The 25,037-nt window shown below is 59.6% G+C and carries 21 protein-coding genes; 14 read left to right on the forward strand and 7 right to left on the reverse strand.

The window, feature by feature from the left end:
* Positions 1 to 498 precede the first annotated feature (498 nt).
* The 8 genes from QWI20_RS02610 to QWI20_RS02645 all read left to right on the forward strand — a co-directional run bounded on the left by QWI20_RS02610 (position 499) and on the right by QWI20_RS02645 (position 9,177).
* The gene (locus tag QWI20_RS02610) at positions 499 to 1,854 is read left to right on the forward strand and encodes an iron-containing redox enzyme family protein (RefSeq protein WP_369304048.1); all 1,356 of its coding nucleotides are present in this window, start codon (positions 499 to 501) and stop codon (positions 1,852 to 1,854) included.
* Between the two features lie 41 nt (positions 1,855 to 1,895).
* A complete protein-coding gene (locus QWI20_RS02615; RefSeq protein ID WP_369304282.1) occupies positions 1,896 to 2,837 on the forward strand; it encodes a methyltransferase in 942 nt (313 codons plus the stop codon).
* A complete protein-coding gene (locus tag QWI20_RS02620) occupies positions 2,837 to 3,151 on the forward strand; it encodes a hypothetical protein (protein WP_369304283.1) in 315 nt (104 codons plus the stop codon). The genes QWI20_RS02615 and QWI20_RS02620 overlap by 1 nt, the downstream gene beginning before the upstream one ends.
* Before the next feature lie 138 nt (positions 3,152 to 3,289).
* On the forward strand, positions 3,290 to 3,805 hold the full coding sequence (locus QWI20_RS02625; protein ID WP_369304049.1) for a DUF4142 domain-containing protein: 516 nt from the start codon (positions 3,290 to 3,292) through the stop codon (positions 3,803 to 3,805).
* Positions 3,806 to 3,939: 134 nt separating this feature from the next.
* A complete protein-coding gene (locus tag QWI20_RS02630; protein WP_369304050.1) occupies positions 3,940 to 4,182 on the forward strand; it encodes a hypothetical protein in 243 nt (80 codons plus the stop codon).
* A 230-nt stretch (positions 4,183 to 4,412) separates the two neighbouring features.
* Complete coding sequence (gene ligD, locus QWI20_RS02635; protein WP_369304051.1) at positions 4,413 to 7,106, forward strand: DNA ligase D; 2,694 nt, start codon at positions 4,413 to 4,415, stop codon at positions 7,104 to 7,106.
* Positions 7,107 to 7,691: 585 nt separating this feature from the next.
* Positions 7,692 to 8,933, forward strand: coding sequence for a zinc-dependent alcohol dehydrogenase (locus tag QWI20_RS02640; RefSeq protein ID WP_192172496.1), 1,242 nt, complete (start codon positions 7,692 to 7,694; stop codon positions 8,931 to 8,933).
* A gap of 25 nt (positions 8,934 to 8,958) precedes the next feature.
* Positions 8,959 to 9,177: a PLD nuclease N-terminal domain-containing protein gene (locus QWI20_RS02645; protein ID WP_369304052.1), complete on the forward strand. Its 219-nt coding sequence runs from the start codon at positions 8,959 to 8,961 to the stop codon at positions 9,175 to 9,177.
* A 93-nt stretch (positions 9,178 to 9,270) separates the two neighbouring features.
* Here QWI20_RS02645 and QWI20_RS02650 read toward each other — a convergent pair whose 3' ends face one another.
* The gene (locus QWI20_RS02650; protein ID WP_369304053.1) at positions 9,271 to 10,128 is read right to left on the reverse strand and encodes an SDR family oxidoreductase; all 858 of its coding nucleotides are present in this window, start codon (positions 10,126 to 10,128) and stop codon (positions 9,271 to 9,273) included.
* Positions 10,129 to 10,572: 444 nt separating this feature from the next.
* On the opposite strand from QWI20_RS02650, the gene QWI20_RS02655 reads away from it, so the two are divergent.
* Together QWI20_RS02655 and QWI20_RS02660 are read left to right on the forward strand one after the other, a co-directional pair.
* Positions 10,573 to 10,953, forward strand: a complete 381-nt coding sequence (locus tag QWI20_RS02655) for a RidA family protein (protein ID WP_369304054.1) — start codon at positions 10,573 to 10,575, stop codon at positions 10,951 to 10,953.
* A gap of 122 nt (positions 10,954 to 11,075) precedes the next feature.
* The gene (locus QWI20_RS02660; protein WP_369304055.1) at positions 11,076 to 13,070 is read left to right on the forward strand and encodes a U32 family peptidase; all 1,995 of its coding nucleotides are present in this window, start codon (positions 11,076 to 11,078) and stop codon (positions 13,068 to 13,070) included.
* Positions 13,071 to 13,137: 67 nt separating this feature from the next.
* On the opposite strand, the gene QWI20_RS02665 is transcribed toward QWI20_RS02660, so the two are convergent.
* Positions 13,138 to 13,467 carry a hypothetical protein gene (locus QWI20_RS02665; protein WP_192172488.1) on the reverse strand — a complete coding sequence of 110 codons (330 nt, stop codon included), beginning with the start codon at positions 13,465 to 13,467 and terminating at the stop codon, positions 13,138 to 13,140.
* 286 nt (positions 13,468 to 13,753) lie between these two features.
* On the opposite strand from QWI20_RS02665, the gene pcsA reads away from it, so the two are divergent.
* Positions 13,754 to 14,473 (forward strand): phosphatidylcholine synthase, encoded by a 720-nt coding sequence (pcsA, locus tag QWI20_RS02670; RefSeq protein ID WP_369304057.1) that lies wholly within the window; start codon positions 13,754 to 13,756, stop codon positions 14,471 to 14,473.
* Between the two features lie 95 nt (positions 14,474 to 14,568).
* On the opposite strand, the gene QWI20_RS02675 is transcribed toward pcsA, so the two are convergent.
* Complete coding sequence (locus tag QWI20_RS02675; protein WP_369304058.1) at positions 14,569 to 15,030, reverse strand: Lrp/AsnC family transcriptional regulator; 462 nt, start codon at positions 15,028 to 15,030, stop codon at positions 14,569 to 14,571.
* A 207-nt stretch (positions 15,031 to 15,237) separates the two neighbouring features.
* On the opposite strand from QWI20_RS02675, the gene QWI20_RS02680 reads away from it, so the two are divergent.
* Positions 15,238 to 16,398 carry an aminotransferase class V-fold PLP-dependent enzyme gene (locus QWI20_RS02680; protein WP_369304059.1) on the forward strand — a complete coding sequence of 387 codons (1,161 nt, stop codon included), beginning with the start codon at positions 15,238 to 15,240 and terminating at the stop codon, positions 16,396 to 16,398.
* 206 nt (positions 16,399 to 16,604) lie between these two features.
* On the opposite strand, the gene QWI20_RS02685 is transcribed toward QWI20_RS02680, so the two are convergent.
* The 4 genes from QWI20_RS02685 to QWI20_RS02700 all read right to left on the reverse strand — a co-directional run bounded on the left by QWI20_RS02685 (position 16,605) and on the right by QWI20_RS02700 (position 22,369).
* Positions 16,605 to 16,985: a hypothetical protein gene (locus QWI20_RS02685; protein ID WP_369304060.1), complete on the reverse strand. Its 381-nt coding sequence runs from the start codon at positions 16,983 to 16,985 to the stop codon at positions 16,605 to 16,607.
* A 51-nt stretch (positions 16,986 to 17,036) separates the two neighbouring features.
* Complete coding sequence (locus QWI20_RS02690; protein WP_369304061.1) at positions 17,037 to 17,444, reverse strand: hypothetical protein; 408 nt, start codon at positions 17,442 to 17,444, stop codon at positions 17,037 to 17,039.
* 81 nt (positions 17,445 to 17,525) lie between these two features.
* Positions 17,526 to 17,786 (reverse strand): hypothetical protein, encoded by a 261-nt coding sequence (locus QWI20_RS02695; protein WP_369304062.1) that lies wholly within the window; start codon positions 17,784 to 17,786, stop codon positions 17,526 to 17,528.
* Complete coding sequence (locus tag QWI20_RS02700) at positions 17,783 to 22,369, reverse strand: RHS repeat-associated core domain-containing protein (protein WP_369304063.1); 4,587 nt, start codon at positions 22,367 to 22,369, stop codon at positions 17,783 to 17,785. The genes QWI20_RS02695 and QWI20_RS02700 overlap by 4 nt, the downstream gene beginning before the upstream one ends.
* A gap of 442 nt (positions 22,370 to 22,811) precedes the next feature.
* Here QWI20_RS02700 and QWI20_RS02705 point away from each other — a divergent pair, with 442 nt between their 5' ends.
* Both QWI20_RS02705 and dacB read left to right on the forward strand, forming a co-directional pair.
* Positions 22,812 to 23,156, forward strand: a complete 345-nt coding sequence (locus QWI20_RS02705; RefSeq protein ID WP_065988787.1) for a YggL family protein — start codon at positions 22,812 to 22,814, stop codon at positions 23,154 to 23,156.
* A 385-nt stretch (positions 23,157 to 23,541) separates the two neighbouring features.
* The gene (gene dacB / locus QWI20_RS02710; RefSeq protein ID WP_369304064.1) at positions 23,542 to 25,008 is read left to right on the forward strand and encodes a D-alanyl-D-alanine carboxypeptidase/D-alanyl-D-alanine-endopeptidase; all 1,467 of its coding nucleotides are present in this window, start codon (positions 23,542 to 23,544) and stop codon (positions 25,006 to 25,008) included.
* The last annotated feature ends 29 nt before the right edge of the window (positions 25,009 to 25,037 follow it).

The following is a 25,037-nucleotide window of genomic DNA, read 5'->3' on the forward strand; positions in this document are numbered from 1 at the left end:
GCGCACCTGCCGGCCCCTTCCCGGCTAAAACCAGTCCCGCTGAAAGCATCCCGTGCATCCCGTGCATCCAGTGTCACTGACTGAACCCGGAAGGTGGGACCGGCTTTAGACGGGAATGGGGGTTATGCGCACCGCAAACTCCCGGGGTTGCTGCGGTTCATGTGGGAGTGAGCTTGCTCACGAAGAGGCCAGGACATTAAGTGAATCTTCAGGGGCTGGAACGGCGCCTTCGTGAGCAAGCTCACTCCCACAGGTTCGGTGTTTGTTGAATGGCCGAAGTCTACACGGTGAGGCGAAAACGGCGCGAGGTCGTCTATCCGACCCTCGGCACGGGGGCCCGTCCTTGTACGATCCTGAATCCAGTGATCGTCATTTGAGTACAGATCCCGGCCATTCATCCGCCACGGGTGTCGATCATCGACTGCCCTGCAACTCGATTGAATTTTCGCGAACCGCCTCCCTCTGACCTACATATCAAGAAAAGTCAGCAGGCTACCCATGACCTCTTTACAGCTTCTTTCCGAGCGTTCTGCCACGGCGCACTTATCCAACGGCGCCCACCACTCGCTGTACTCCCGTCTGCTGCGCGGACAGGTAGAAGCCGAGCGGGATAACGTCCGTGATTTTCTCCAGGAGCAACTGGAAATCGCGAAGACGCTGCCGTCCAATCTGCCTGCTGACCTGAATGATCTGTCGGCATGGGTGGCCAGCAACAGTCATTCCGTGGCCGAGCAATATCGCGTCTATCTGGAGGAGCGCCGCGCCGGTGGGCCCCGTAAATTCTTTACCAATAAGGCCCACGCTCTGTATTTCCTGCAAAGCGTTGCGCCGAGCAAACTGGTGGACGGCGCCTGGCTGTACGGCACGGTGAAGCATGCCAATGACTGGCGCTATCACGGCCTGATCCGCACCTACCTTGAAGAGCTGGGCGACGGTGAGCCTGCGCTGAACCACGTCGTGCTGTACCGCAATCTGCTCACCGAACACGACTGCGCGCCCATCGCGCAGCTGGACGATTCGCTGTATTTGCAGGGCGCGATTCAACTGGGTCTCGGCCACTTGAGCGACGAGTTCCTGCCAGAAGTGCTGGGCTACAACCTCGGCTACGAACAACTGCCGCTGCATTTGCTGATTACCGCCTTCGAGCTAAGTGAGCTGGGCATCGATCCGTATTACTTCACCCTGCACGTGACCATCGACAACGCCAGCTCCGGCCATGCCCACAAGGCGGTACAGGCCGTACTGGATCTGCTGCCGAACGACGACAGCAAGGATGAATTTCTCCAGCGTCTGCGCGCAGGCTACCTGCTCAACGATCTGGGCATTGGTTCGACCGATATCGTCCGCGCGTTCGATCTGGAAGAAGAAGTGGTCTCGATGCTGGAGACCAAAAGCACCTTCGGCCAGCACATGCATTCGGATTATTGCCGCCTCGAAGGTCGCACGATCAATGACTGGCTCGCCACCCCTGGCCAGAGCCGTCAGCTGCTGAGTGCGCTGGAAGATCGCGGCTGGATCAAGCGCAATCAAGACCCGCAGGACAGCCGTTTCTGGCAACTGATCGACGGCCCCGGCGCGGTGATGTTCGGCGTGTTCAGCGGTTATGAAATGCAACTGCTGAAGGACTGGATCGCCGGTGACTGGCAGGCCGCCGAGCAGAGCAATCCGTTCCGCACCCGCTTTCGTCGCCGCCACGTGGTCGCAACCGATGTCGTACAACCGCGCAACGCCCCTTCCCTGCCCCTGGAAAAACTGGTTGAGCTGATCGCTCCCGATTCCCATCCAACGCCGGAAGGTCTGGCGGCCACCCGAATCTATGCCCGCCAGTTGGCGCAAGGAAGCCTGACACGATGAACCAGCAGACAGTGCTCGAGCCGACACTCGATACCCCGGAAATGACCGACGAAAGCCACGACCTGGCGCTGCTGCGGTTGGGCCAACGCCTGCAGGCTGATCACTATCGTTTCATGACGGTCACACCCTTGACCCATCAGCGCGTCAACGGACGTGAGCAGAACCGAAAAGCCCGTAGCCTGCGCGACGTCTTCGGCTGGAGCCGCCCTTTCGAAACCGGTTTGCTGGACGAGTCCGAGCTCGAAACCTTGCTTGCCGCCGGTGTACTCCGTGCCCATGCTGGCCTGTGGGTCAGCGACGTGCGGTGGTCGAGCCTCGACGATTTGCTGTTCGTCCACTCCGCCTTCCCCACCGTGGCCCACGACTCGGTGTTCTTCGGACCCGACACGTATCGCTTCGCCCAGGCCATCGAAGAGCATCTGCGCACCTCCACGCACCCGATTCGCACTGCCGTCGACATCGGCTGCGGCAGTGGCGTCGGCGCGATATTGATCGGCCGTGCCCGTCGGGATGCCAGTGTGCTGGCCGTGGACATCAACCCGACTGCCTTGCGCTTTACTGCTGTCAACGCGTCGTTGGCCAATGCCGGCAACGTGGTCGCCTACCACAGCGACATTCTGGCGGGCACCACGGGCGAGTTCGACCTGATCGTCGCCAACCCGCCCTACATGAAAGACAGCCAGGAACGCGCCTACCGTCACGGTGGCGATCAGCTGGGTTCGGAGCTTTCCGTGCGCATTCTGGCCCAAGCCATCGAGCGACTGGCCCCGGGCGGCAGCGTCTTGCTGTACACCGGTGCGCCTTCGGTGGACGGCGTTGACCTGTTCCTTGAGCAGGCGCGCAAGCTTGTCGACCGTCCCGACCTCGCCTGGTCCTATCGCGAGATGGACCCCGACGTGTTCGGCGAAGAGCTGGAAACCGAGACCTATCAGGAAGCTGACCGCATTGCCGCCGTGGTGCTGACGGTGACGCGGATCCAGTGATCTATCCGACCACGCCGGACGGTCGCTATTTCGTGGTCAAGGGCCAACTGTGGCGATGCAGCAACCCCGCCCTTGGCGAAGAAGAGCGGCAGCAGTGGGTCAACGCGCTGATGAAGGCCCGGCAAGCGGTCAAAGCCGCCAAGCGCGCCGAAGATGCTGACGCGCTCAAGGCGGCTCGCGCCTCGGTCAACGCGGCAAAGATTGCACTGGGCGAACGCGGCCCGGTGTGGTGGTCGGACGGTGCGGCAGACTTCAATCGCTATAAAGCTGTGAATACGCCCTATCGGGACTGGTTCGAGTCACTGCAACAGTGAGCGGCTGCAGTCCCCAGACTTGCAACACATGACCTGACAGCGGCGCGTTATCAAATTCTCTGAACGATTAATGCGTTCATTGCGTCGGAATAATTACGGGCACTCAAGCCACGTCAAGGACAGAAGAGGAACTTCACTATGGCAAATCTCATTCAGACTTCCGCACTCGCATTGTTGATGGCCATCGGTAGCCAAGGCGCTTTCGCTGCCCAGGACAATGACGACTTCGTTGAAGATGCATCGGCCAAAGGTGTGGCTGAGGTCGAAGCCGGCAAACTTGCGCTGGAAAAAGGCAGTTCTGCGGATGTAAAAGCGTTCGCGGAAATGATGGTCAAAGACCACACCGCCGCTAACACCAAACTCAAAGGCATCGCTGACACCAAGAAGCTGGAAGTCTCTGACAACGCCATGCTGATGGACAAAGCGAAAGCGATGATCCTGGAATTGCGCAGCTCGAAGTCGTTTGATCAGGCGTATGCGAACAACCAGGTGGTCGCCCACGAGCAAACTATCGCGCTGTTCAAGAAAGAAGCCGCTGAAGGCAAGGATGCAGATCTGAAAGCGTTCGCGACTGCGACTTTGCCTAAGCTGGAAGAGCACCTGACCCACGCCAAGGCCTTGGCCAAAGCACACGGCGGTGACGCTGCCAAATAATTCGGACGGTGCCTGTCACGGGCTGATTCGAACATTTAGTTGAGAGAGGCAGGGTTTAAACACCCTGCCTTTTTCACATGTGTCAGAGTGTCGTCATGCGACACACGCCCGCCCCTTAGTACGTGAGGCCCGACATGAGCAATGCAACCCGCAATCAAATGGCTGTTGTCCTCAACCAACTCAACGAACTTCGCAGCAGCGTGAACGAACTGTTCCGCCTTGAGCTTTCCGAAGTCACCGAGCTGACCGGGCACCAGACGGTGGACTACAAGCAGAGCATCGCCCAATGCTTCGCCACGCTGGAGGCCTCCATCGTCGACATGGAGCAGACCCTGTCAATGCTGGCCGAAGCGACAGAGCAGCGTGGGGCTGTTTGACCTGCTCCGCTATTGTGATCTTGCAGTGTCTGGGCCGACGCCTTCCCGGCTAAAGCCGGTCCTACTATGGAAACGTGATCCTTTAGTGGGACCGGCTTCAGCCGGGAAGAGGCCCGTTCAGGCGCCATTGGTTTTGCGGGTGTGAAGAGACGATCGCTCCCACTCTGGAACTCCGCCCTCGCCGCGAACTCTGCGTTTAACAGACACATGCCGCAGGGTGAGGGATTTCCATGAATGCCGGACTGGACGACTACAACCGCAAGCGGGATTTCGACGCCACGCCGGAGCCCTCAGGCAGTGCCAAGAAAAAACGCGCTCCGAGCAAAAAGGCAGCCCATGCCCTGCAGTTCTGCATCCAGAAGCATGACGCCTCCCGCCTACATTACGACTTCCGCCTCGAAATCGATGGCACCCTGAAAAGCTGGGCCGTGCCGAAAGGCCCTTCGCTGGACCCCAAAGCCAAGCGCCTGGCGGTCCATGTGGAAGATCATCCCGTCGAATACGCCACCTTCGAGGGCAGCATTCCCGAAGGGCATTACGGTGCAGGTGACGTCATCGTCTGGGACCGCGGCGTGTGGACGCCCCTCTCCGACCCCGCCGACGCCTACGCCAAGGGCAAACTCAAATTTGAATTGCAGGGCGAGAAGCTCGGCGGCGTGTGGAACCTGGTCAAGACGCACATTCCCGGCAAGCAGGAACAGTGGTTTCTGATCAAGCATCAGGACGAATTCGCCCGCCCGGAAACCGACTACGACGTGGTCAAGGCGCTGCCCGACAGCGTGCTCAGCGAGCGCACCCTGATCCCGAAAAAACGTGGCGGCAAATCGACCGCATCCAAGTCGGCAAAGCCCCGGCCTGAACAGCCAAAGCCTGTAGAGAAGGTCCCTGCCCCGCGCAAGAAATTCGCCAGGGCGCAACTGGTGGGCGCCGAACCTGCGGAGCTCCCGGACCTCATCAAGCCGGAACTGGCCACGCTGGTGGAGTCCGCCCCCGAAGGCGACTGGCGCTACGAGATCAAATTCGATGGCTACCGGGTCATGGCGCGGGTCGCCGACGGCAAGGTGCAGCTGTTCACCCGAAACGGCCATGACTGGACCCACAAACTGCCGCGCCAGGCCGAAGCCATCGCCGGGCTGGGCCTTGAGTCGGCCTGGCTCGACGGCGAGATGGTCGTCGCCAACGATGACGGCGTGCCAGACTTCCAGGCCCTGCAGAACGCCTTCGAGGCCGGCCGCAGCGGCAACATCATTTATTACCTGTTCGACATGCCTTTCCTGAACGGCATGGACCTGAGGGAAGTGCCGGTGGAACAGCGACGCGCCGCGCTGTCCAAGGTGCTCGAACGGACCGACGACGAGGTGCTCAGGTACTCCGAAGATTTCGCTGAAGTGCCGGAAGTCCTGCTTAACAGCGCCTGCCAGATGAAGATGGAAGGCCTGATCGGCAAGCGCGCCGGCAGCCCTTATGTGTCGCGCCGCAGCGGCGACTGGATCAAGCTCAAGTGCAAACGCCGCCAGGAATTCATCGTCGTGGGCTACACCGATCCGAAGGGCGCGCGCAGCAAATTCGGCGCGTTGCTGCTGGGTCTGCACGATGCCGACAGCGGTGAATTGAGGTACGCCGGCAAGGTCGGCACCGGCTTCAACGAAGCGACATTGGGCACGATCTACGACCAGTTGACCCCGCTCCACGGGAAGAAGGCTGCGGTGGTCAATCCGCCCACCGGCTTTGAAGCCAAAGGCGTGCACTGGCTGAAACCGGTGCTGCTGGCGGAAGTGGCCTTCGCCGAGATCACCAAAGAGGGATCGGTGCGCCACGCAGTGTTCCATGGCCTGCGCACCGACAAGCCTGCCGAATCGATCACCGAAGAGCTTCCGGCTCCGGCGTTTTCTGCCGAGCAAAGCTCCGAGCCAGAGTCGGAGCCAGAGTCGGAGCCAGAAGAGCCAGAGGAGAAGCCAACGCCCGCGCGCAAACGCGCAACAGCATCCAGGGCGGCCAAGTCCGAAGAAAGCCGGCCTGGATCAGCAGCGCCCACCGACGCCACAACGGGCAAGATCCGCCTCACCCACCCCAAGCGGGTCATCGACCCCACCAGTGGCGTGACCAAGCGCGACCTCGCCGATTACTACATCCGTATTTCCGAGTGGCTCCTGCCGCAGCTGTCTCAACGCCCCGTGGCGCTGGTGCGTGCGCCCGAGGGCATCGGCGGCGAGCTGTTCTTCCAGAAAAACGCCGACCGCCTGGCCATCCCCGGTATCGAGACCATGGGCAAGGAATACACCGGCCACCCCGTGATGCTGATCAACAACATCGAGGCGCTGATCGGTGCGGTGCAGATGAGCGCCATGGAGCTGCACACCTGGAACGCCGTTGCCAAGAATCTGGAGCGGCCGGACCGTTTCATTCTCGACCTCGACCCTGACCCGGCGCTGCCCTGGAAAACCATGGTGGAAGCCACGCAACTGACCCTCGCCGTGCTGGATGAACTGGGGCTTAAATCGTTCCTGAAAACCAGCGGCGGCAAGGGCATTCATGTGGTCGTGCCGCTGACGCCGAAAGCCGACTGGGACGCCGTGAAGGAGTTCAGCCACGCCATCGTCAAGCACATCGCCAGGCTGCTGCCGGAGCGGTTTTCGGCGGTGTCGGGGCCGAAGAATCGCATTGGCAAGATCTTCATCGATTACCTGCGCAACGGCCTCGGCGCCACCACCATTTGCGCGTACTCTGTGCGCACCCGGGAAGGCCTGCCGGTCTCGGTGCCGATCCATCGCGAAGAGCTGCTGGAGATCAAAGGCGCCAACGCCTGGGACATCAACACCGTCCACGAACGCCTTGCCGAACTCGACAGCGACCCGTGGGCCGACCTTGGCAAAACCCGCCAGACCATTACGGCGGAGATGCGCAAGCGGGTTGGGCTCAAATAGCCGCCGCGCACACTTCGTTGTGAGGCCGCGATCACATAATGAGACCGCGTGCTCATTGTAGGACTGGCTTTAGCCGGGAAAAGCGTCGGCAGTCACACTGCAGAATTGAGGGTGCACCCACCGGCCTCTTCCCGGCTAAAGCCGGTCCTACTAAAACACCGCATTTCTCCCGTGGGACCGTGATCACATGGTGGGACCGGCTTTAGCCGGGAAGGCGTCAGCAAACGCACCGCAGAATTGATGGCGCTCACTCCGGCCTCTTCCCGGCTGAAGCCGGTCCTACTAAAACACCGCATTTCACCAGTGGGACCGTGATCACATGGTGGGACCGTGATCACATGGTGGGACCGGCTTTAGCCGGGAAGGCGTCAGCAAACGCACCGCAAAATTGATGGCGCTCACTCCGGCCTCTTCCCGGCTGAAGCCGGTCCCACTAAAGCACCGCGTTTCACCAGTGGCACCGCGATCACATAATGGCACCGCACGCACCGCTAATCCCCCCACCGCTGCAAAGTCCTGAACTAAACCCCCCGCCGCCTGCTCCGCTACTTAGTTGCCCCTAATTAATCGCGGAGAAAAATCACAATGAGAGCACTCACCTATCACGGCGCCCATGACGTCAAAGTCGACACCGTTGCCGATCCGGTCCTCGAACAAGCTGACGACATTATCCTGCGCGTGACCGCCACGGCCATCTGCGGCTCCGACCTGCATCTGTATCGCGGCAAGATCCCCACTGTCGAACACGGCGATATCTTCGGCCATGAGTTCATGGGCATCGTTGAAGACACCGGCTCAGCCGTGACCGCCGTGCAGCGCGGCGACCGGGTCGTGATCCCCTTCGTCATTGCCTGCGGCGAATGCTTCTTCTGCAACCTGGACCTGTACGCCGCCTGTGAAACCACCAACACCGGTCGCGGCGCGATCATGAACAAGAAGGCCATTCCACCGGGTGCTGCGCTGTTCGGCTTCAGCCACTTGTACGGCGGCATCCCCGGCGGCCAGGCCGAATACGTGCGCGTGCCCAAAGCCAACACCGGCCCGTTCAAGGTCCCCGGCACGCTGTCGGATGAAAAGGTGCTGTTCCTCTCCGACATCCTGCCCACCGGTTATCAGGCGGTCCTGAACACCGGCATCGGCCAGGGTTCGAGCATCGCCATCTACGGCGCGGGGCCTGTGGGTCTGATGGCGGCGGCCGTGGCCCGAATGCTCGGCGCCGATCAGATCTTCATGGTTGACCACCACGCTTACCGGCTGGCTTACGCCCAGGCCACCTATGGCGTCATCCCGATCAACTTCGATGAAGATGACGATCCGGCCGACACCATCATTCGTCAGACCAAGGGCATGCGCGGCGTCGACGGCGTGGTCGATGCGGTAGGTTTCGAAGCCAAAGGCAGCACCACGGAAACCATTCTGACCAACCTGAAAATGGAAGGCAGCAGCGGCAAAGCCTTGCGCCAGTGCATCGCGGCAGTACGCCGTGGCGGCGTGGTCAGCGTGCCGGGTGTGTACGCCGGCTTCATTCATGGCTTCCTGTTCGGCGATGCGTTCGACAAGGGTCTGACCTTCAAAATGGGCCAGACCCACGTGCAGCGCTACCTGCCGGAACTGCTCGAGCACATCGAGGCCGGGCGTCTTGCCCCCGAGGCGATCATCAGCCACCGAATGTCGCTGGAGCAGGCCGCCGAGGGCTACAAGATTTTCGACAAGAAACAGGAAGACTGCCGCAAGGTCATCCTGACACCGGGCAGCCCCGAAATCCCTCTGACCGAAACCGAAACCGTGACCCAGACCGGAACCGTCACCGGCATCCCCGCCATGTGATGGCACGCGCACCGAGGACAATGATATGGAAACGCTCTTCTCGATCGCCCTGGCGGTGATCATCCTGCTGGTCGACGTCTGGGCCATCGCCAGTGTCTGGCGCAGCACCAAATCGTCCGGCACCAAGATCGGCTGGGCGGTGCTGATCTTCGTTTTCCCTGTCATCGGTGTCGCCATCTGGGGCATCGCCGGGCCGCGAGGCATCGCCGAAGCACCCACGTCCAAGGAGCACAGCAAGGGCTGAAAGAACGAAGGGGCTGCACAGGCAGCCCCTTTTCCATGCGTGACGTGTAGTCGCAACTTCCTATGTGCGGTGCCGCAGCGCCGACAAGATCCTCTACAGGATCGGCTTGCCGCCGGTCACCCCATAACGCGTTCCCGAAATGTAACTGCCTTCGTCGGAGCCCAGCAGCACATAGATCGGCGCCACTTCCACCGGCTGACCCGGCCGGCCGAGCGGTGTTTCCTGGCCGAAGCTTTTCACGTCTTCGTCGGTCATGGTCGACACGATCAACGGCGTCCAGATCGGGCCGGGCGCGACGCTGTTCACGCGAATGCCGCGTTCACCCAGCAACTGCGCCAGGCCGGCGGTGAAGTTGGCGATGGCGCCTTTGGTGGCGGCATAGGGCAGCAGGGTCGGCTTCGGCGAGTCGGAATTGACCGAGCTGGTGTTGATGATCGAACTGCCCGCGGCCATGTGGGGCACTGCGGCCTTGCAGATGCGAAACATTGCGGTGATGTTGATATCGAAGGTCTTCACCCACTCCTCGTCGGGGATTTCTTCGAGGGTTTTGTGGGACATCTGAAACGCAGCGTTATTGACCAGCACGTCGATGCGGCCAAATTGCTTGACCGTTTCATCGACGATGGCCAGGCACTGCGCCTTCTCGGCCAGATCGCCCGGCAACAGCAGGCACTGACGGCCCGCCTCCTTCACCCAGCGGGCGGTTTCCCTGGCGTCTTCGTGTTCATCGAGGTACGAAATCGCCACGTCAGCACCCTCACGGGCATAGGCAATCGCCACTGCGCGACCGATGCCGCTGTCGCCGCCGGTGATCAGCGCAATCTTGTTGCTCATGCGGCCGGAGCCCTTGTAACTGCCTTCGCCGCAGTCCGGGGTAGGCTCCATCTTGCTCTGATCGCCAGGCACTGTTTGCTGCTGAGGCTTGAACGGCGGTTTCGGGTAATCAGTCATGGGGCTCTCCTTGAAATAGTCCAACACAAACGGTCAGCGTCAAGGGTGGACTGAAGGCGCGAGGGATGAGTTCGGAGTTTTTTAAAACGGGCTTGCCAGGCGGTTTCATCGAGTACCGATGCGATGTGGATTCTTTCCACATCCGCAACACTGTATTGCTAAATGTTAGCTAGCTAACGGAATTGACCGCTGCTACTTTCAATCACGTTGAATCCGCCGATTTGACAACCCCCCCGGGGCCGCCTTCGCGTCAGAGATAACGCGACGGCGGCTCGCTTTTTTTGTGCCGGCCCCTCGCACATCCGTATCAGGATTTGATCGCAAGCCATGCCCACGTGGCTCGCCAAAACACAGTCAGGCCTCCCCTTTCCCTTCCGAGTCGGACATCATGAGCGTCGGCCGTTTCCTGGCCCGTCATCCACACACTCGTAGAAGAGAGCTCCCATGGCAAACCCCGACATCACCTTCACGCCGGATCCCGACGCCGATTCCATCTCCTCGGACGTCGCCGGCTTTGGCGGTCTGCTGGTGTCCACGCAGATCCCCACGCGCGCCGACGGCACTCTGGAACTGGGCGGTATCGTCGAGCAGAGCGAATGCACGCTGCAGGCGCTGAAAGTGGCGCTGGAGCGGGCCGGCAGTTCCATGGACCGCGTGTTGCACCTGACCATCTACCTCACCGACATGGCCGATCGCGCCGCTTTCAACGACGTCTATAAACGCTTTTTCGCCAAACCCTGGCCCGTGCGCGCGGCGGTTGGCGTCGCTGCGCTGGCCGTCGAAGGCATGCGCGTGGAAGTCACGGCGATGGCCGCCAAGGCCTGATCTCGCGGGTTTCCCGGCGCCCCGCTCCACAGGCAGGCGCCACCGGGCAGCAGACGGGTGCCGGTCAAGCGTTTCGCCGCTACAATGCGCGCCTTGACCGTGACCGTGCCGACTAAAAAAATATGTCTCTGCCCAAACATCACCTGGAATTGCTCAGCCCCGCCCGCGACGTGGCCATTGCCCGCGAGGCCATTCTGCATGGCGCTGACGCGATCTACATTGGCGGCCCCAGCTTCGGCGCGCGCCACAACGCGGCCAACGACGTCAGCGAAATCGCCCAACTGGTCGAGTTCGCCCGCCGTTACCACGCCCGCGTCTTCACCACCATCAACACCATTCTTCACGACAACGAGCTGGAGCCTGCGCGCAAGCTGATCCATCAGCTCTACGACGCAGGCGTCGACGCGCTGATCGTGCAGGACCTCGGCGTGATGGAGCTGGACATTCCGCCCATCGAGCTGCACGCCAGCACCCAGACCGACATCCGCACGCTGGAACGCGCACGCTTCCTCGATCAGGCCGGCTTCTCGCAGCTGGTACTGGCCCGTGAGCTGAACCTGCAAGAGATCCGCGCCATCGCCGACGAAACCGATGCCGCCATCGAATTCTTCATTCACGGCGCGTTGTGTGTGGCCTTCTCCGGTCAGTGCAACATCTCCCACGCGCACACCGGCCGCAGTGCCAACCGGGGTGACTGCTCCCAGGCCTGCCGTCTGCCCTACACGTTGAAAGACGATCAGGGTCGCGTCGTCGCCTACGAAAAACACTTGCTGTCGATGAAAGACAACAACCAGAGCGCCAACCTGCGCGCACTGGTGGATGCAGGCGTGCGCTCGTTCAAGATCGAAGGCCGCTACAAGGACATGGGCTACGTGAAGAACATCACGGCCTATTACCGCCAGCGTCTGGACGAGATTCTGGAAGACCGCCCGGACCTGGCACGCGCTTCTAGCGGCCGCACCGCGCACTTCTTCCTGCCGGACCCGGACAAGACCTTCCACCGGGGTAGCACCGACTACTTCGTCACCGACCGCAAGATCGACATCGGCGCGTTCGACTCTCCGACCTTCACCGGCCTGCTGGTCGGCGTGGTCGAAAAAGTCGGCAAGCGCGACTTGCAGGTGGTCACCCATGAGCCGCTGTCCAACGGCGACGGCCTCAACGTGCTGGTCAAGCGCGAAGTGGTGGGTTTCCGCGCCAACATCGCCGAGCCCAAAGGCGAGTTCGAAGAAGATGGCGAAAAGCGCTATCGCTATCGCGTCGAGCCGAACGAGATGCCGAAGGGCCTGCAACTGCGGCCCAACCATCCCCTCAGCCGCAACCTCGATCACAACTGGCAGCAAGCGCTGCAGAAGACCTCGGCCGAGCGCCGCATCGGTTTGTCATGGGTTGCGCGTCTGCGCGAAGAGCGTCTGGAACTGGTCGCCACCAGCGAAGAAGGCATCAGCGCCCGCGTCGAGCTGAACGGCCCGTTCGGCGTTGCCAACAAACCGGAGCAGGCACTGGAACAGCTGCAGGATCTGCTCGGCCAGCTCGGCACCACTGAATACCACGCGACGGCCATCGAGCTGGACGCGCCCCAGGCATTCTTCATTCCAAACTCGCAACTCAAGGCCTTGCGCCGTGAGGTCATCGAGAGCTTGACCACCGCTCGCATCCAGGCGCACCCGCGCGGTGCCCGCAAGCCGGAAACCTCGCCGCCGCCGGTTTACCCTGAGGCGCACCTGTCGTTCCTCGCCAACGTCTACAACGAAAAGGCGCGGCACTTCTATCACCGTCACGGCGTGCAGCTGATCGACGCCGCGTATGAAGCCCATGAAGAGAAAGGCGAAGTGCCGGTGATGATCACCAAACACTGCCTGCGCTTCTCCTTCAATTTGTGTCCGAAGCAGGCCAAGGGCGTGACCGGCGTGCGCACCAAGGTGGCGCCGATGCAGCTGGTGCATGGCGATGAAGTGCTGACGTTGAAGTTCGACTGCAAGCCGTGCGAAATGCACGTGATCGGCAAGATCAAGGGGCACATTTTGGGACTGCCGCATCCGGGCAGCGGCGTGCAGGTAGTGGGGCATATCAGCCCCGCGGACTTGTTGAAAACCATCCCGCGCGCACCCCACTGATCCGGGCCTGTGGCGCTGACCGCGCTGCACCTTTCGGAATGGAGCCTCCGGGATGCAGCGCGGTGAGTCAGCGCCGTGCGACTTCGTGCTTGATGCAGCCTTCGTAATACACCTGTTTGACGCTTTCCGGCCGCAGCCTTGAAGGGCTGTCGTAGGTCTGTTCGGTGATGCCCAGCGCGCTCATGCGCATCCATTGCTGGGCGAAGTGCTGGGCCTGCATCTTTTTGCGTGCGCCGTACAGCGTCAGGCCGGAGAGTTTGTATTGCTGAGCGGTGCCCGCCATCCCGGCGCCCCAGGTGCAGAGGTCGCGTTCGTTCTTGCTCGGAGGCCGCGCGAAGGCCTGGGAAGTCACCGTTGCGAGAACGCAGAAGGTCAGTAGAGCCCTGAGAAATGACATGCGATTCCTTGCCTAAGTAACTGATCAGGCGTGGATTCTGACGAGAGCGCCCTTTCACCGGGGCCAGCATATTGCCTTTTTTCTCGACCAACCGACCAATGACACCCGCGCCGCCACGTCTCAGGGCCTGGCGTCACATTTGAGTAACGAAAGCCTGCGCCGCCTGCTACCGTGTAGGGGTCACGTATGAACCTTATTGGCCGATCCCCGGTCGATAGATGCACCTCTGGTTCCGTCGACCGCTGCTGTACCCGACCGAACCCGCTTATTTCCAGAAGGACCGTCCATGATTCCAATTCAACGCATCGCCTGGCTCAAGGCCTGGGGCGCCCATGGTTTTACCGCCACGGGCGTGGTGCTCGCCTTTCTCGCGACCATTGCTCTGTTCGACAATCAACCCAAGGCCTGCCTGCTCTGGCTGGGCTTTGCCCTGATTGTCGATGGCGTGGACGGCTCCTTGGCGCGCAAGCTCAACGTGCAGTCGGTCCTGCCGCACTTCGACGGCTCCGTGCTGGACCTTGTGATCGATTACCTGACCTACGTATTCATCCCCGCCTTGTTCATCTACCGCTACATCCCGCTGCCGGAATACACCCTGCTGCTGACCACCTCGATCATTCTGGTGTCGTCGCTGTTCTGTTTCTGCAACGTCGAGATGAAGAGCAAGGACAACTACTTTCAGGGCTTCCCCGCCGCATGGAACGTTGTTGCCCTGTGCGTGTACATCCTTTCCCCTGCGCCGTGGCTGACCTTCATCACGGTGATCTGCCTGGCGTTGCTGACCGTCACACGCATGAAGTTTCTGCACCCGTTCCGCGTTCGCCGCTTTATGCCGCTCAACATCGCGGTCACGGCCGTGTGGTTCTTCTGCAGCTTCCTGCTGGTGATGAACCACCCATACAACGGGTCGGTGACGCTGTTCGTGTGGCTGGCGATGTCGGCGTACTTCCTGGGGATCTGCATCTGGCGCACGTCGATGGAATGGATCGACAAAGCTCGCGTTTGACTTTCCCAGGCATAAAAAAGCAGCCATCGTCGTATGGCTGCTTTTTTTTGGGCTGTATTTAGACCGGGCGTTATTCACTCGTTTTGACGGGCTGCTTACACGGTGTAGTTCAAAGGAAGCTGGGTCGTTGATTTGATCTGCTCCATGGCAAAGCTGGAACTCATGTCGGTAATGCCCGACAGCTGGATTAGCTTTTTGTAAACGGCGTCGTAGCCAGCGATGTCCGGCACCACGATCCGCAGCATGTAGTCGGTGTCGCCGGCCATGCGGTAGCACTCCACCACCTCGGGCAACGTGGCAATCAGGTCGTGAAAACGACCCAGCCACTGGGCGTTGTGCTGGCTGGTGCGAATGGCGGCGAACACCGTCACGGCGACGTTCAATTGCCCGGGGTCAAGCAACGCCACCCGCCCGCGAATCATGCCCTGCTCTTCGAGCTTCTGTACCCGACGCCAGCATGCGGTGCTGCCAAGGCCGACGCTGTCGGCGATTTCCGCAATCGGACGGGTGCAGTCGTTTTGCAGGATGCTCAGGATGGCCTGGTCGAATTTGTCCATGGGATGCGCGGTGGCCTCAGGTGAAGTCATATGCCGGGAAGCGATAAAGATAGGTCAAAAAGCGCGCAGCTGAAAATCATATTCCGTTAACTGTGGTTTTACCGAAAATATATTCTAACCCGGGCTCAAATCTCCGTTGAGGAATCAATTTTTTTTCAGCCTGACGCTAGTAGTATTTTCTGCACGACGGACAGCGCAGAAATCCCCATGAAAACACTCCCTTGTTATTTCGATTACGCCGCCACCACACCGGTTGATGACCGCGTCATCCAGGCCATGGTCACCTGCCTGGGCCGCGAAGGCACCTTTGGCAACCCGGCGTCCACCTCCCACGCCTACGGCAATCAAGCCCGCCAGGCCGTTGAATTGGCGCGCCGTCAGGTAGCAGAACTGGTGGGCTGCAGTGCCGATGCTCTGGTCTGGACCTCAGGGGCGACCGAATCCAACAACCTGGCGATCAAGGGCATCGCGCTCAACCCCAACAACGGCGCCCGCCGCCACCTCATCACCAGCACCATCGAACACAAAGCCGTCATCGACACCGTGCGCCAGCTTGAGCAGGCCGGGTGCCCGGTGACCTGGCTCGAACCCGACAGCCGCGGTCTGATTCACCCCGACGCCGTGCGCCAGGCACTGCGCGACGACACCCTGCTGGTGTCGCTGATGCTGGTGAATAACGAGCTGGGCACCGTCACTGACATTGCCGCCATCGGCCAAATCGTGCGTGAACACGGCGCCCTGTTCCACGTCGACGCCGCCCAGGGCGCTGGCAAACTGGCAATCGACTTGAGCGCATTGCCGGTGGACCTGATGTCCTTCTCGGCGCACAAAACTTACGGCCCCAAAGGCATCGGCGCACTCTACATCGGCGATCACGCACGGCCGTTGCTCGAAGCACAGATGCACGGCGGCGGCCACGAACAGGGTTACCGCTCCGGCACCCTCGCCACCCACCAGATCGTCGGCATGGGCGCGGCGTATGCACTGGCCAGCGCTGAAATGGACGAGGAAGTTGCGCGCATCAGTGCCTTGTCGGCGCAACTGCGTGAAGGCCTGCTCAGCCTGGGCGGCGTGAGTCTTAATGGCGATCTCCATCAACGCGTTCCCCATACGCTCAACGTTTGCATCGACAGCCCGGGGTTCAACGTTGCCAGCCTTGCCAGTGAGTTGGCGGTTTCTTCGACCTCGGCGTGTAACTCTGCAAGCAGCAGCGTTTCCCACGTGTTGCTGGCGTTGGGGTTGAGCCAGGGTCAGGCGGGCAGCAGCTTGAGGCTGAGCCTGGGGCGGTATACCGAGGTGAGTGATGTGGAAAAGGCGATCGCAGTGATTGCCGGGAAGTTGACTGCTCCGGCGGCGACGTTTTGGTGAGAGGTGAGTAGGATTGTACGGGGGCTGATTTATTTACAGCGCTTCACCGTAAATAAACCTGTCCCCTCTGATTGCTTGGAACTTCGAAAGTTAAGGGGAGCTGTATTTATACAGCACTTTAATTTCGTTAGTTTTCTACCAAAGACTGTAAGACGCTGTACACTCTTGGCTATGTAGGCGCCCCATAAAAGCAAAACTTAGAGACCTCAACTCCCCTTTTTCTTGTTCTGTTTACTCTTAATATCTTCAAGGTTGTAGCCTGCGGCGCGTGCCACATGCTTGTTTTTATCACCATACAATCTTTCCAATATTTCAATTGGTGTTTTTTTGTTGGCGGCTATAGCTATTCTTACAACATAGCTCTCATCCTGAGAAAGAGACTCAAACATCGCTGGTGATAGCTTTCTCTTGGCTGCCACGAACTGCCTGATAGTACTATCAAACTGGCACAGCTCCTCTAAAATTTCCAATGGCACACTTTTATTGTGCGCCACCCATCGCCTGTAATCCGGATAATTTTTGATCACCTCGCGCCACACCGAAATGGGTGCCTCCTCAGTTGCCGCTCTGTCGTACTCACTTTTCATGGAGCTACTCCGTAGCGCAACAAATTCCTCAGCAGACGTGATCATCGTTCATCACTGGCTAGTTTTTCGATCATCAAGGTTGAGTCTAGCTACGTTCGCGACATCTTCGTCCTGATCTGTCAGCAATCTCTCTAAAATCGCAATTGGTGTTTTTCTATTTGCGGCTATCGCCACCCTGACAACATCACTAACGTCTCTGGAGAGTGTTTCAAACAGCGCCGGCGATAATTTCCGTTTTCTTGCGACGGCCTGCCTGATCGTACTGTCAAAAATACACAGATCTTCAAGGATCTCCAGCGGCACGGTTTTGTTATGCGCAACCCATCGCCTATAGTTGGGGTATTTGATGATGATCTCGCGCCAGACAGATACCGAAGCTTCTTCCATCGCAGCTCTGTCATACTCACTTTTTAAGTCGCTACTTCGTAGCGCGACAAATTCTTCAGCAGACTTTATCATTTATTGTCCTTGAGCGAGTTGAAGGGGTCCGTCCCCTTTAACTCCTCCTCAGCATAAGGGGCTGTCCCCTTTAGCCACTGGCTAGCCTTTTGTAGGTTCAACAATTTCACGGTTCAGGGCGATGAAATCTACATGAGTTTCATGGGAAAAATTTTCAACTAGGTCTTGGAGGTGGAGGTGCTCCAAGCCGAACTGTGCCATTTCGTCCGCCGCAATGATTAGAAAATTCCCTAAAGCTCTCATGGTTTCGGAATCCGCGATAATTGATATCTCATCAAGTTGAATATTTTTATTACTGCCAGTGGCCGTGCCATGTACGGTAAAAGCCGTAAGATTTTTCATAGGTTGAATCCCTGCGATCGAAGGTAATCTTTCTCTTTACGCGTCAAATCATCCACATCACCACGTGAGCCGTGACTCTGTGAGCCGTCTCGGTTTACAACAATCTCTTTCTTTCTGGACTTGCATTGGCAGTGAGCATGAACCTGCTGATTAGTGTTTTCCACATGGGGCGGGTCGAGTCGTATTCGGCCTGTACCTATCGGTTCCCAACGCCCCGAGCTCGCCAAGCCCGTTGGATCAATCCACGATATCGGGTTCGGCGCATAAACATGGAGGTTCAATCCGCCCGCGTAGCTGATCGGATCCTTACTGATGAACCGCCCAACTCTAGGATCATAATACCGATGCCGGTTGTAGTGCAGGCCGGTTTCCTGGTCGTGGTACTGCCCCTGGAATCGGATGGGGTTGGTCAGGCTGATTTGTTGGGCGAACTCGGAGCGCTGTTCGCTTGCTTCGCCCCACGCCTTGTATTGGGCGCTCCAGGCGGTGTTGCCGTTTCGATCGGTGATTTCCTGGGGCGTGCCGAGGTGGTCGCATTGGTACCAGGCGAGGACGTCGATGGGCAGTGCGACCGGTTTGTAGGTCCAGAGCGGATCTTCCTTGAAGTTGTAGCGGCCGGTGTAAGTTGGCTGGCTGACGAGGCGAATCGTTTCGTGGCGGATAGCCTGCGCCACGGGAACGAAAGTGCCGGGTTCGTGGATGTAGTGGACGGTTCGGCCGAGGGCGCCGGCATAGGGGGGCGGACTGCTTTCCCAAGCGAGGTTGTCGCCATCCCAGCCGTACAGGGTGAAACCGCAGCCGAGCTCGCGCTCTTTGCGGGCGTGTTCATTTTCGTTCCAGCCGGTGCCGGCTTCGGGGCGTGGCCTGTAGTGGGCTTTCGAGAGTTTATAGAGGCGACGTCCGAGGGGGTCGTAGCCGAAGTCGACAGTCAGACGCGGATCGCGGAAGTGCACCAGACGATCGAAGAGGTCCCAGTGCAGTTCGCTGCGCAGGCCGTTGGTCCAGCGCTCTGTCTGGTTACCGCGTTCGTCGTATTCATAGTGATTGCCGGCGTAGTCGCGCAGCTGGTTGTCGATCAGTTTGTGGCGGACAGGCTCTGGATCTAAAGGGCGGCGGACGGTTGCGGCGCTTCCATCGAGCAGGTTGCTGGCCGGGTCGAAGGCGAAGGTTTCGGTGCCGAGGCGGCTCGTTGCGGCGAGCAGGCGGCTGACCGGGTCGTATTGATAAACAAGGACCCCACGGCGGCTGTCGTTGATGTCGGTGAGCTGGCCGGCGGCGTCGTATTGGTAAGCGCGTTTGATTAGGGTGGTTTTGTCGTCTGCTCGGCCCAGTAATTGTTCTTGAAGGCGTCCCGCCGGATCCCAGCTTTGGGTTTGCAGCAGTTGGTTGCCCTGATGACGGGCGACTTCGCGGTGCAGATCGTCGCGCTCGTAGCTGAGCAGTTCGTGCTCGTCGAGCTTCAGACCGAGCAGATGGCCGCTGCCGTAAGTTAGCCAGCTAACGCGATGGCCGTCCGGGCGGACAGTCGCGACGCGGTTATTGAGGGCGTCGTACTCGTGCTGCCAGACGGCAACCAGTGGCTTATCCAGGTTCGAGTAATGCTGGTGCTCTCGCAGCAAGTTTCCAGCGGGGTCATGGAACCACTGCAGCTTGCTGACGGCGTTGGTTGCCATGACCAACTGGCTGTTGCCGTCGTAGGCGAAGGTTTCGCTTTGGGACTTTTCGCCCAGGGTTGCACGACGTTCGGTCAGACGGCCCATGGGGTCGAAGGTCAGTGCGATCGTGCGTTGGCCGTTGATGGTCTCGGCAAGGCGCCCGGTTTCAGGGTCGTAGCGGTACTGTGTGCTGCGCCCGTCGAAGCCTCTCTCTTCAAGCAGTCTGCCGACCGGGTCGTAATGAAAGTGGGCGCGGCGTTCGTTTTCGTTTTCCAGCGCAACGAGACGACCAAGTTTGTCCCAGCGGTAACGCAAGGTTTGCTCGGCAGCGTCGACGCGTTCAGCGATGAAACCTGCAGCGGTGTAGCGCCAGGTGGTGCAGCGTTCCAGGCCATCAGAGTGCGCCAGTAAGCGACCTTCGGCGTCGCGGCTAAAACGCTCTTCGGTTTTGTCGGGGTGTTTGATCAGTACCAGTTGACCGGCTTTGTATTCGTAAGCGGTGCTATGCCCGGCCGGATCTGTGAAGCGGATCATCTGGCCGCGTTCGTCGTACTCCCAGCTACTCACCTTCCCCGAGCAGTCGGTGTACTTAACGAGTTGTCCGGCATCGTTGTAGGCCAGCGCTTTCGTATTGCCGTTGGCGTCCTTGATAGCCGTAGGAAGACCGAACGCGTTGTAGGCGTATTCGGTAACGTTCTCTAGCGGATCGGTCGCCTCGATCAGATTTCCACGAAGGTCGTAGTCCCGTTTCCACATTCCGCCTTCGCCATCGCTGATCTTGATCAGATGGCTTTTGTCGTCGTACGCGTAATTCATCACGCTGTGATCAGCGCGGGTGTGCTCAGTCAGATTGCTTAGCTTGTCGTAACGATAACGGTCGGTGCTGCCGTCGGTGTGGACGTGGCGGATGATGTTCTTCGCGGCATCACGGAAGAACCACTCGGAACGGCCGTCGGCATGGCAGATGCGGTACGTGTAACCGAGGCTGTCGTAGTAATGCCGAGTTTCGTGACCGAGGGCATCGGTCACGTAGATCAGGCGAATGTTCTCATCCCACGCCAGCCGCGTATCGAAGCTGCCGTCATCGGCCCATTCGCGGATGGCTTTCGCGTCGGGGCCCGTGCCTTGCCACTGCAAATTCAAGCCACGATTGGTGCGGTCGGTGTAGCGCGTGATGAGGTGGTTTTGATACTGATAACGCCACGCGGCGCCGTTCTCATCCTGGGCCAGAACAAGGTCGCCAAAACCGCCGTACTGATACGCGCACAGTTGACGTTTAACGTCGCCATCACGAATTTCCCAGAGACCGGTCAACCGGCCGTGATCGTCGATCAACGTGCCAAGTCGCAGATGGACTTTGTTGACATCTTTCTCCGAGTAAGTCACCAGCTCGGAAAGCACCGAATTCCCGTCATGCCGATGCTCGTAATGCAACATAACCCCGGCGCTGTTGGGCAAAACCTTGTTGATCAGAACAAAACGGTCACCCCGGCGGACATAGGTTTCCCCATGCTCAAGCCCCCGCATCAGCACCAACCGATCGTTGCTGAGGCGAATGACGGTCAGATTTTCAATGGCGTTGAAGTGAAACAGCTTGACCTTGGGAAGAGGGAAATCGTGGCTGCGGCCATCAGCGTCGTGGAAGACCAGACCGTCGCCGACGAGATCAAAACGTGTAGTAAACGGCGTGATCCAACGCGCGCCCACCACGTCATGATCGTAAGCATCCAGACTCGAACAGTAAGTCCGCGTCCACTCAATCGGAAAAGGCCCTGGCAGGCTGAAATCGGTATGACTAACCGACTCCGAACCCATCGCAAAACTGATGCTCCTCGCCGTGGACCCACAGGCACATTCACAAGGACACTGACACGTACAGTTCTTCCGCTTGTTAGGCCGGGCTTTCGCAGGCTTCTCGAAACCAACCGCCTCCAGCTTCCCTTCGCCGCCCTGGCGCCTGGCCTGATTAACAACCCCCGGTTTGATGTTGAAGGCTTGCCCATGCCCATTGCGCGAACGCCAACTGAGAACGGCGTCACCCAGCGTCAGCAGCAGCGAACCAATGGAGTTCTGAACCCCAGGGTCCGCCAGACCAGTAATTCGGGTGCGAAGGTCCGGCCCCATGGCGCGCAACAATTCGGCCTGCCTGACCACCTCCGTCTTAACTGCGTCAGGCACCACATGCTCGACGGCCCCGTTAACCGCACCCTTACCCGCAGCAACGCAAACATCCGCAGCCGCCGCAAAAATGTTGCCAATCGCGGCTTTGGGGTCATAGGCCCACTGATCCCCAGCGGCCTGAACCAACTTCTCGGCCTCAAGCAAATCAGCCTTGGCGTTCAGCTTCGGGTCAACCAGCTGTTCAAGACCGGCAGCGATCTCAAGGAGCACGCCTTCCCCAAGTTTCCCGGCATCCTCGAGGATCCCCGGAAGCTTCGCCTGCGCCTGGGTCACAAAGTCATCAAGCGTCCCAACAATGTCGGCATTGAGATGCCCGATCAGAATCTCGACCACCGCATCGCCCAAAACCGTCTTGCCGCTCCGACGCATTTCCTGGCGCACCAGAAATAGCATTGGCCGCAGGCTCATACGCGCTGCGGCCATGGTGGGCGGGAATGGCATCATCCCGATCAGATTGATGCCGAGGCTGACCCAATCCAGAAGATCGCGCTCCGGACTTTTCGAGAGCGTGGCGATGTCATTCAGCGCATCAACCAGCGCCATGATGTTGCCCACCACAGGCAAAAAACCCGCAGCGCTCTCGATCCGCTCAAGCGAAACCACCCCGCCGCTGATCTCCTGTAACCAGGCATCGACGTTTGCAGCACCGACGCCAACGTCCTCAAGTTGAATCAGATCAAGCGGAACGATCGCCACTTGAGGCTCGCGTTTCTGGTCGCTGCCGGGCGTAACTACGGGGTTTGCCAAGGATGCTCTCCGTGCTCAAAAACCATCCGGCAGGCGTGTTTGCCGAACCGGGGGCGACGGAGATATCAAGGGTTGTGCCATCTGCGAATTAGCCAATAAAAATCAATGACTTATGAGGAAAAACGGCAGGTTTAAGCGAACGCTAAACCCGAAAACAAAGAAGAAGTGCGCAAGAAGCTGCGCACCCCTGTGCAACTTCTTGCGCACTCGTCTGTAGGGCCCTAACGACGTGACCTCCATGGCAACAGCTCGACCATTTTCCCAATCCGAGTGCGCAACTTTTTACGCATCATGGCTATGAGTCATCCCAAGGGTCTCTGCGCCAGCCCCTCCCCGACCCCAAGCACAGTGAGAAATGCGACAACCCCGATCAGCATCAAGCAGGCGCCATCAGGACGAAGCTGATAGACTGCGCCCCGAAATTACTCAAGAGGAACGCTTCATGGCCACTAACCGCTCCCGTCGTCTGCGCAAAAAACTCTGTGTCGACGAGTTCCAGGAATTGGGCTTCGAACTGAAGCTGGGCTTCAAAGAGGACCTGGATGACGAGGCCATCGATGCTTTCCTCGACGCTTTCCTGACAGAGGCCATGGACGCTAACGGTCTGGACTACGTCGGCGGCGACGACTTCGGTCTGGTTTGCCTGGCCAACCGTGGTTCGGTCAGCGAAGAACAGCGCGCTGCTGTCGAAGCATGGCTCAAAGGCCGCAGCGAGCTGACTGAAGTTGAAGTCAGCCCTCTGCAGGACGCCTGGTACCCGGAAAAGCCGATCAACGCGGCTGTCTGATGAGCTGGCGGGCCTTCCCGCCGAGCTGATACTGAAAAAGCCATCCTTCGGGATGGCTTTTTTGTGTCCGGGATTCGACGTTTTGGTGTGTCACCGGACAAAAACCGCAGCTGGCCGTCACGAATGCTGCTGGGAAAGGGCGGCCTACAGCGGGCGTTACGCGAAAAACCACGGTTTAACGTGACTTTGAAGGGGCAAGCGCAAAAAATAGCGCCGTTTGACGGCAGTACCCCGGCGCAAGTCACGAAAGCTTGGGGCATAATGCCGCTTTACCGAAACGCCAGTGTCACGCCCTGCCATCGGGCATTTTCTGGCGGCTCGTTCACCGTGCGAGGGAATTCACCCCCTCTTCATCTTCGTTGTTCGCTGCAGTAGGGTTTATTGAATGATCAAGTCTTTGCGTCCGCTGTTTATCGCCACCCTGCTTTTGCCCCTCTCGTTCTCCATCGCCGCCGCCCCCATCAATACCGCCCTGCCCCCCAAGGTTCAGGAAGCACTCAAAGCCAGCAAGCTGCAAAACGATGCCCTGTCGCTGGTGATGCTGCCGGTCAGCGGCCCCGGCACCCCGACTGTTTTCAACGCCGACGTATCGGTCAACCCGGCCTCGACCATGAAGCTGGTCACCACCTACGCCGCCCTGGAAATGCTCGGCCCGACCCATCAATGGAAAACCGAGTTCTACACCGACGGCACCCTCAGCAATGGCGTTCTGCGCGGCAACCTATACCTCAAAGGCGGCGGCGATCCCAAGCTGAACATGGAACGCTTGTGGCTGCTGATGCGCGACCTGCGCGCCAACGGCGTGCAGCAAGTGACCGGTGATCTGGTGCTTGATCGCAGCTTTTTCGTACAACCGCAACTGCCGGTGTTCGACGACGATGGCAACGACAAGAACAAACCGTTCCTGGTCCGTCCCGACTCCTTGATGGTCAACCTCAAGGCCCTGCGTTTCGTCACCCGCAACGACGGCGGCAGGATTCTGGTGTCGGTGGAGCCGCCGATTGCGGCGATCCACATCAACAATCAGGTCAAGGCGCTGTCATCCAGCAAATGCACCGGCGACGTGCTGTACAACCCGGTGCCGGAAGCCGATGGCGGCATCACCGTGACGGTGTCCGGCCAGTTGGGCGACGGCTGCAACTCCCAGACCTATCTGTCCCTGCTCGATCACCCGACCTACACCGCCGGTGCCGTGCGCGCCATCTGGCAGGAACTGGGCGGGACCATTCTCGGCAAGGACCGTCTGGACGTGACACCGGGCAGCACCAAGTTGCTGGCCAGGGCCTTCTCGCCGGATCTGGCGGAGATCATTCGGGACATCAACAAATTCAGTAACAACACCATGGCCCAGCAGCTGTTCCTGAGCCTGGGCGCCGAGTTCCGTAACGAAGCCGACGGTGACGACGCCAAAGCCGCACAGCGTGTGGTGCGCCAATGGCTGGCGAAGAAGGGCATCATCGCGACGCATCTGGTGATGGAAAACGGCTCAGGCCTGTCCCGCGCCGAACGGGTCAGCGCACGGGAAATGGCGCAGATGCTCCAGGCCGCGTGGAACAGCCCGTTTCAAGCCGAATTCATGAGTTCGCTGCCGTTGGCAGGCATGGACGGCACCATGCGCAAACGCCTGAAACGTACCGCCCTGCGCGGCGAAGCCCACATCAAGACCGGCACATTGAACACCGTTCGCGCCATCTCCGGATTCAGCCGCGACAGCAATGGCAACACCTGGGTAGTGGTCGCGATCCTCAACGACCCGCGTCCGTGGGGTGCGTCTTCGGTGCTGGATGAAGTACTGGTCAGCCTGTACAACCAGCCGAAACTGGCGAGCACATCGATTTCTCTTCAGCAATAACGTCCCGCGCCGGGCTGTGCGAAGTCGCT

Origin of the sequence: Pseudomonas sp. W2-17 (assembly GCF_041060445.1) — a bacterium.
Taxonomy (GTDB): Bacteria; Pseudomonadota; Gammaproteobacteria; order Pseudomonadales; family Pseudomonadaceae; genus Aquipseudomonas.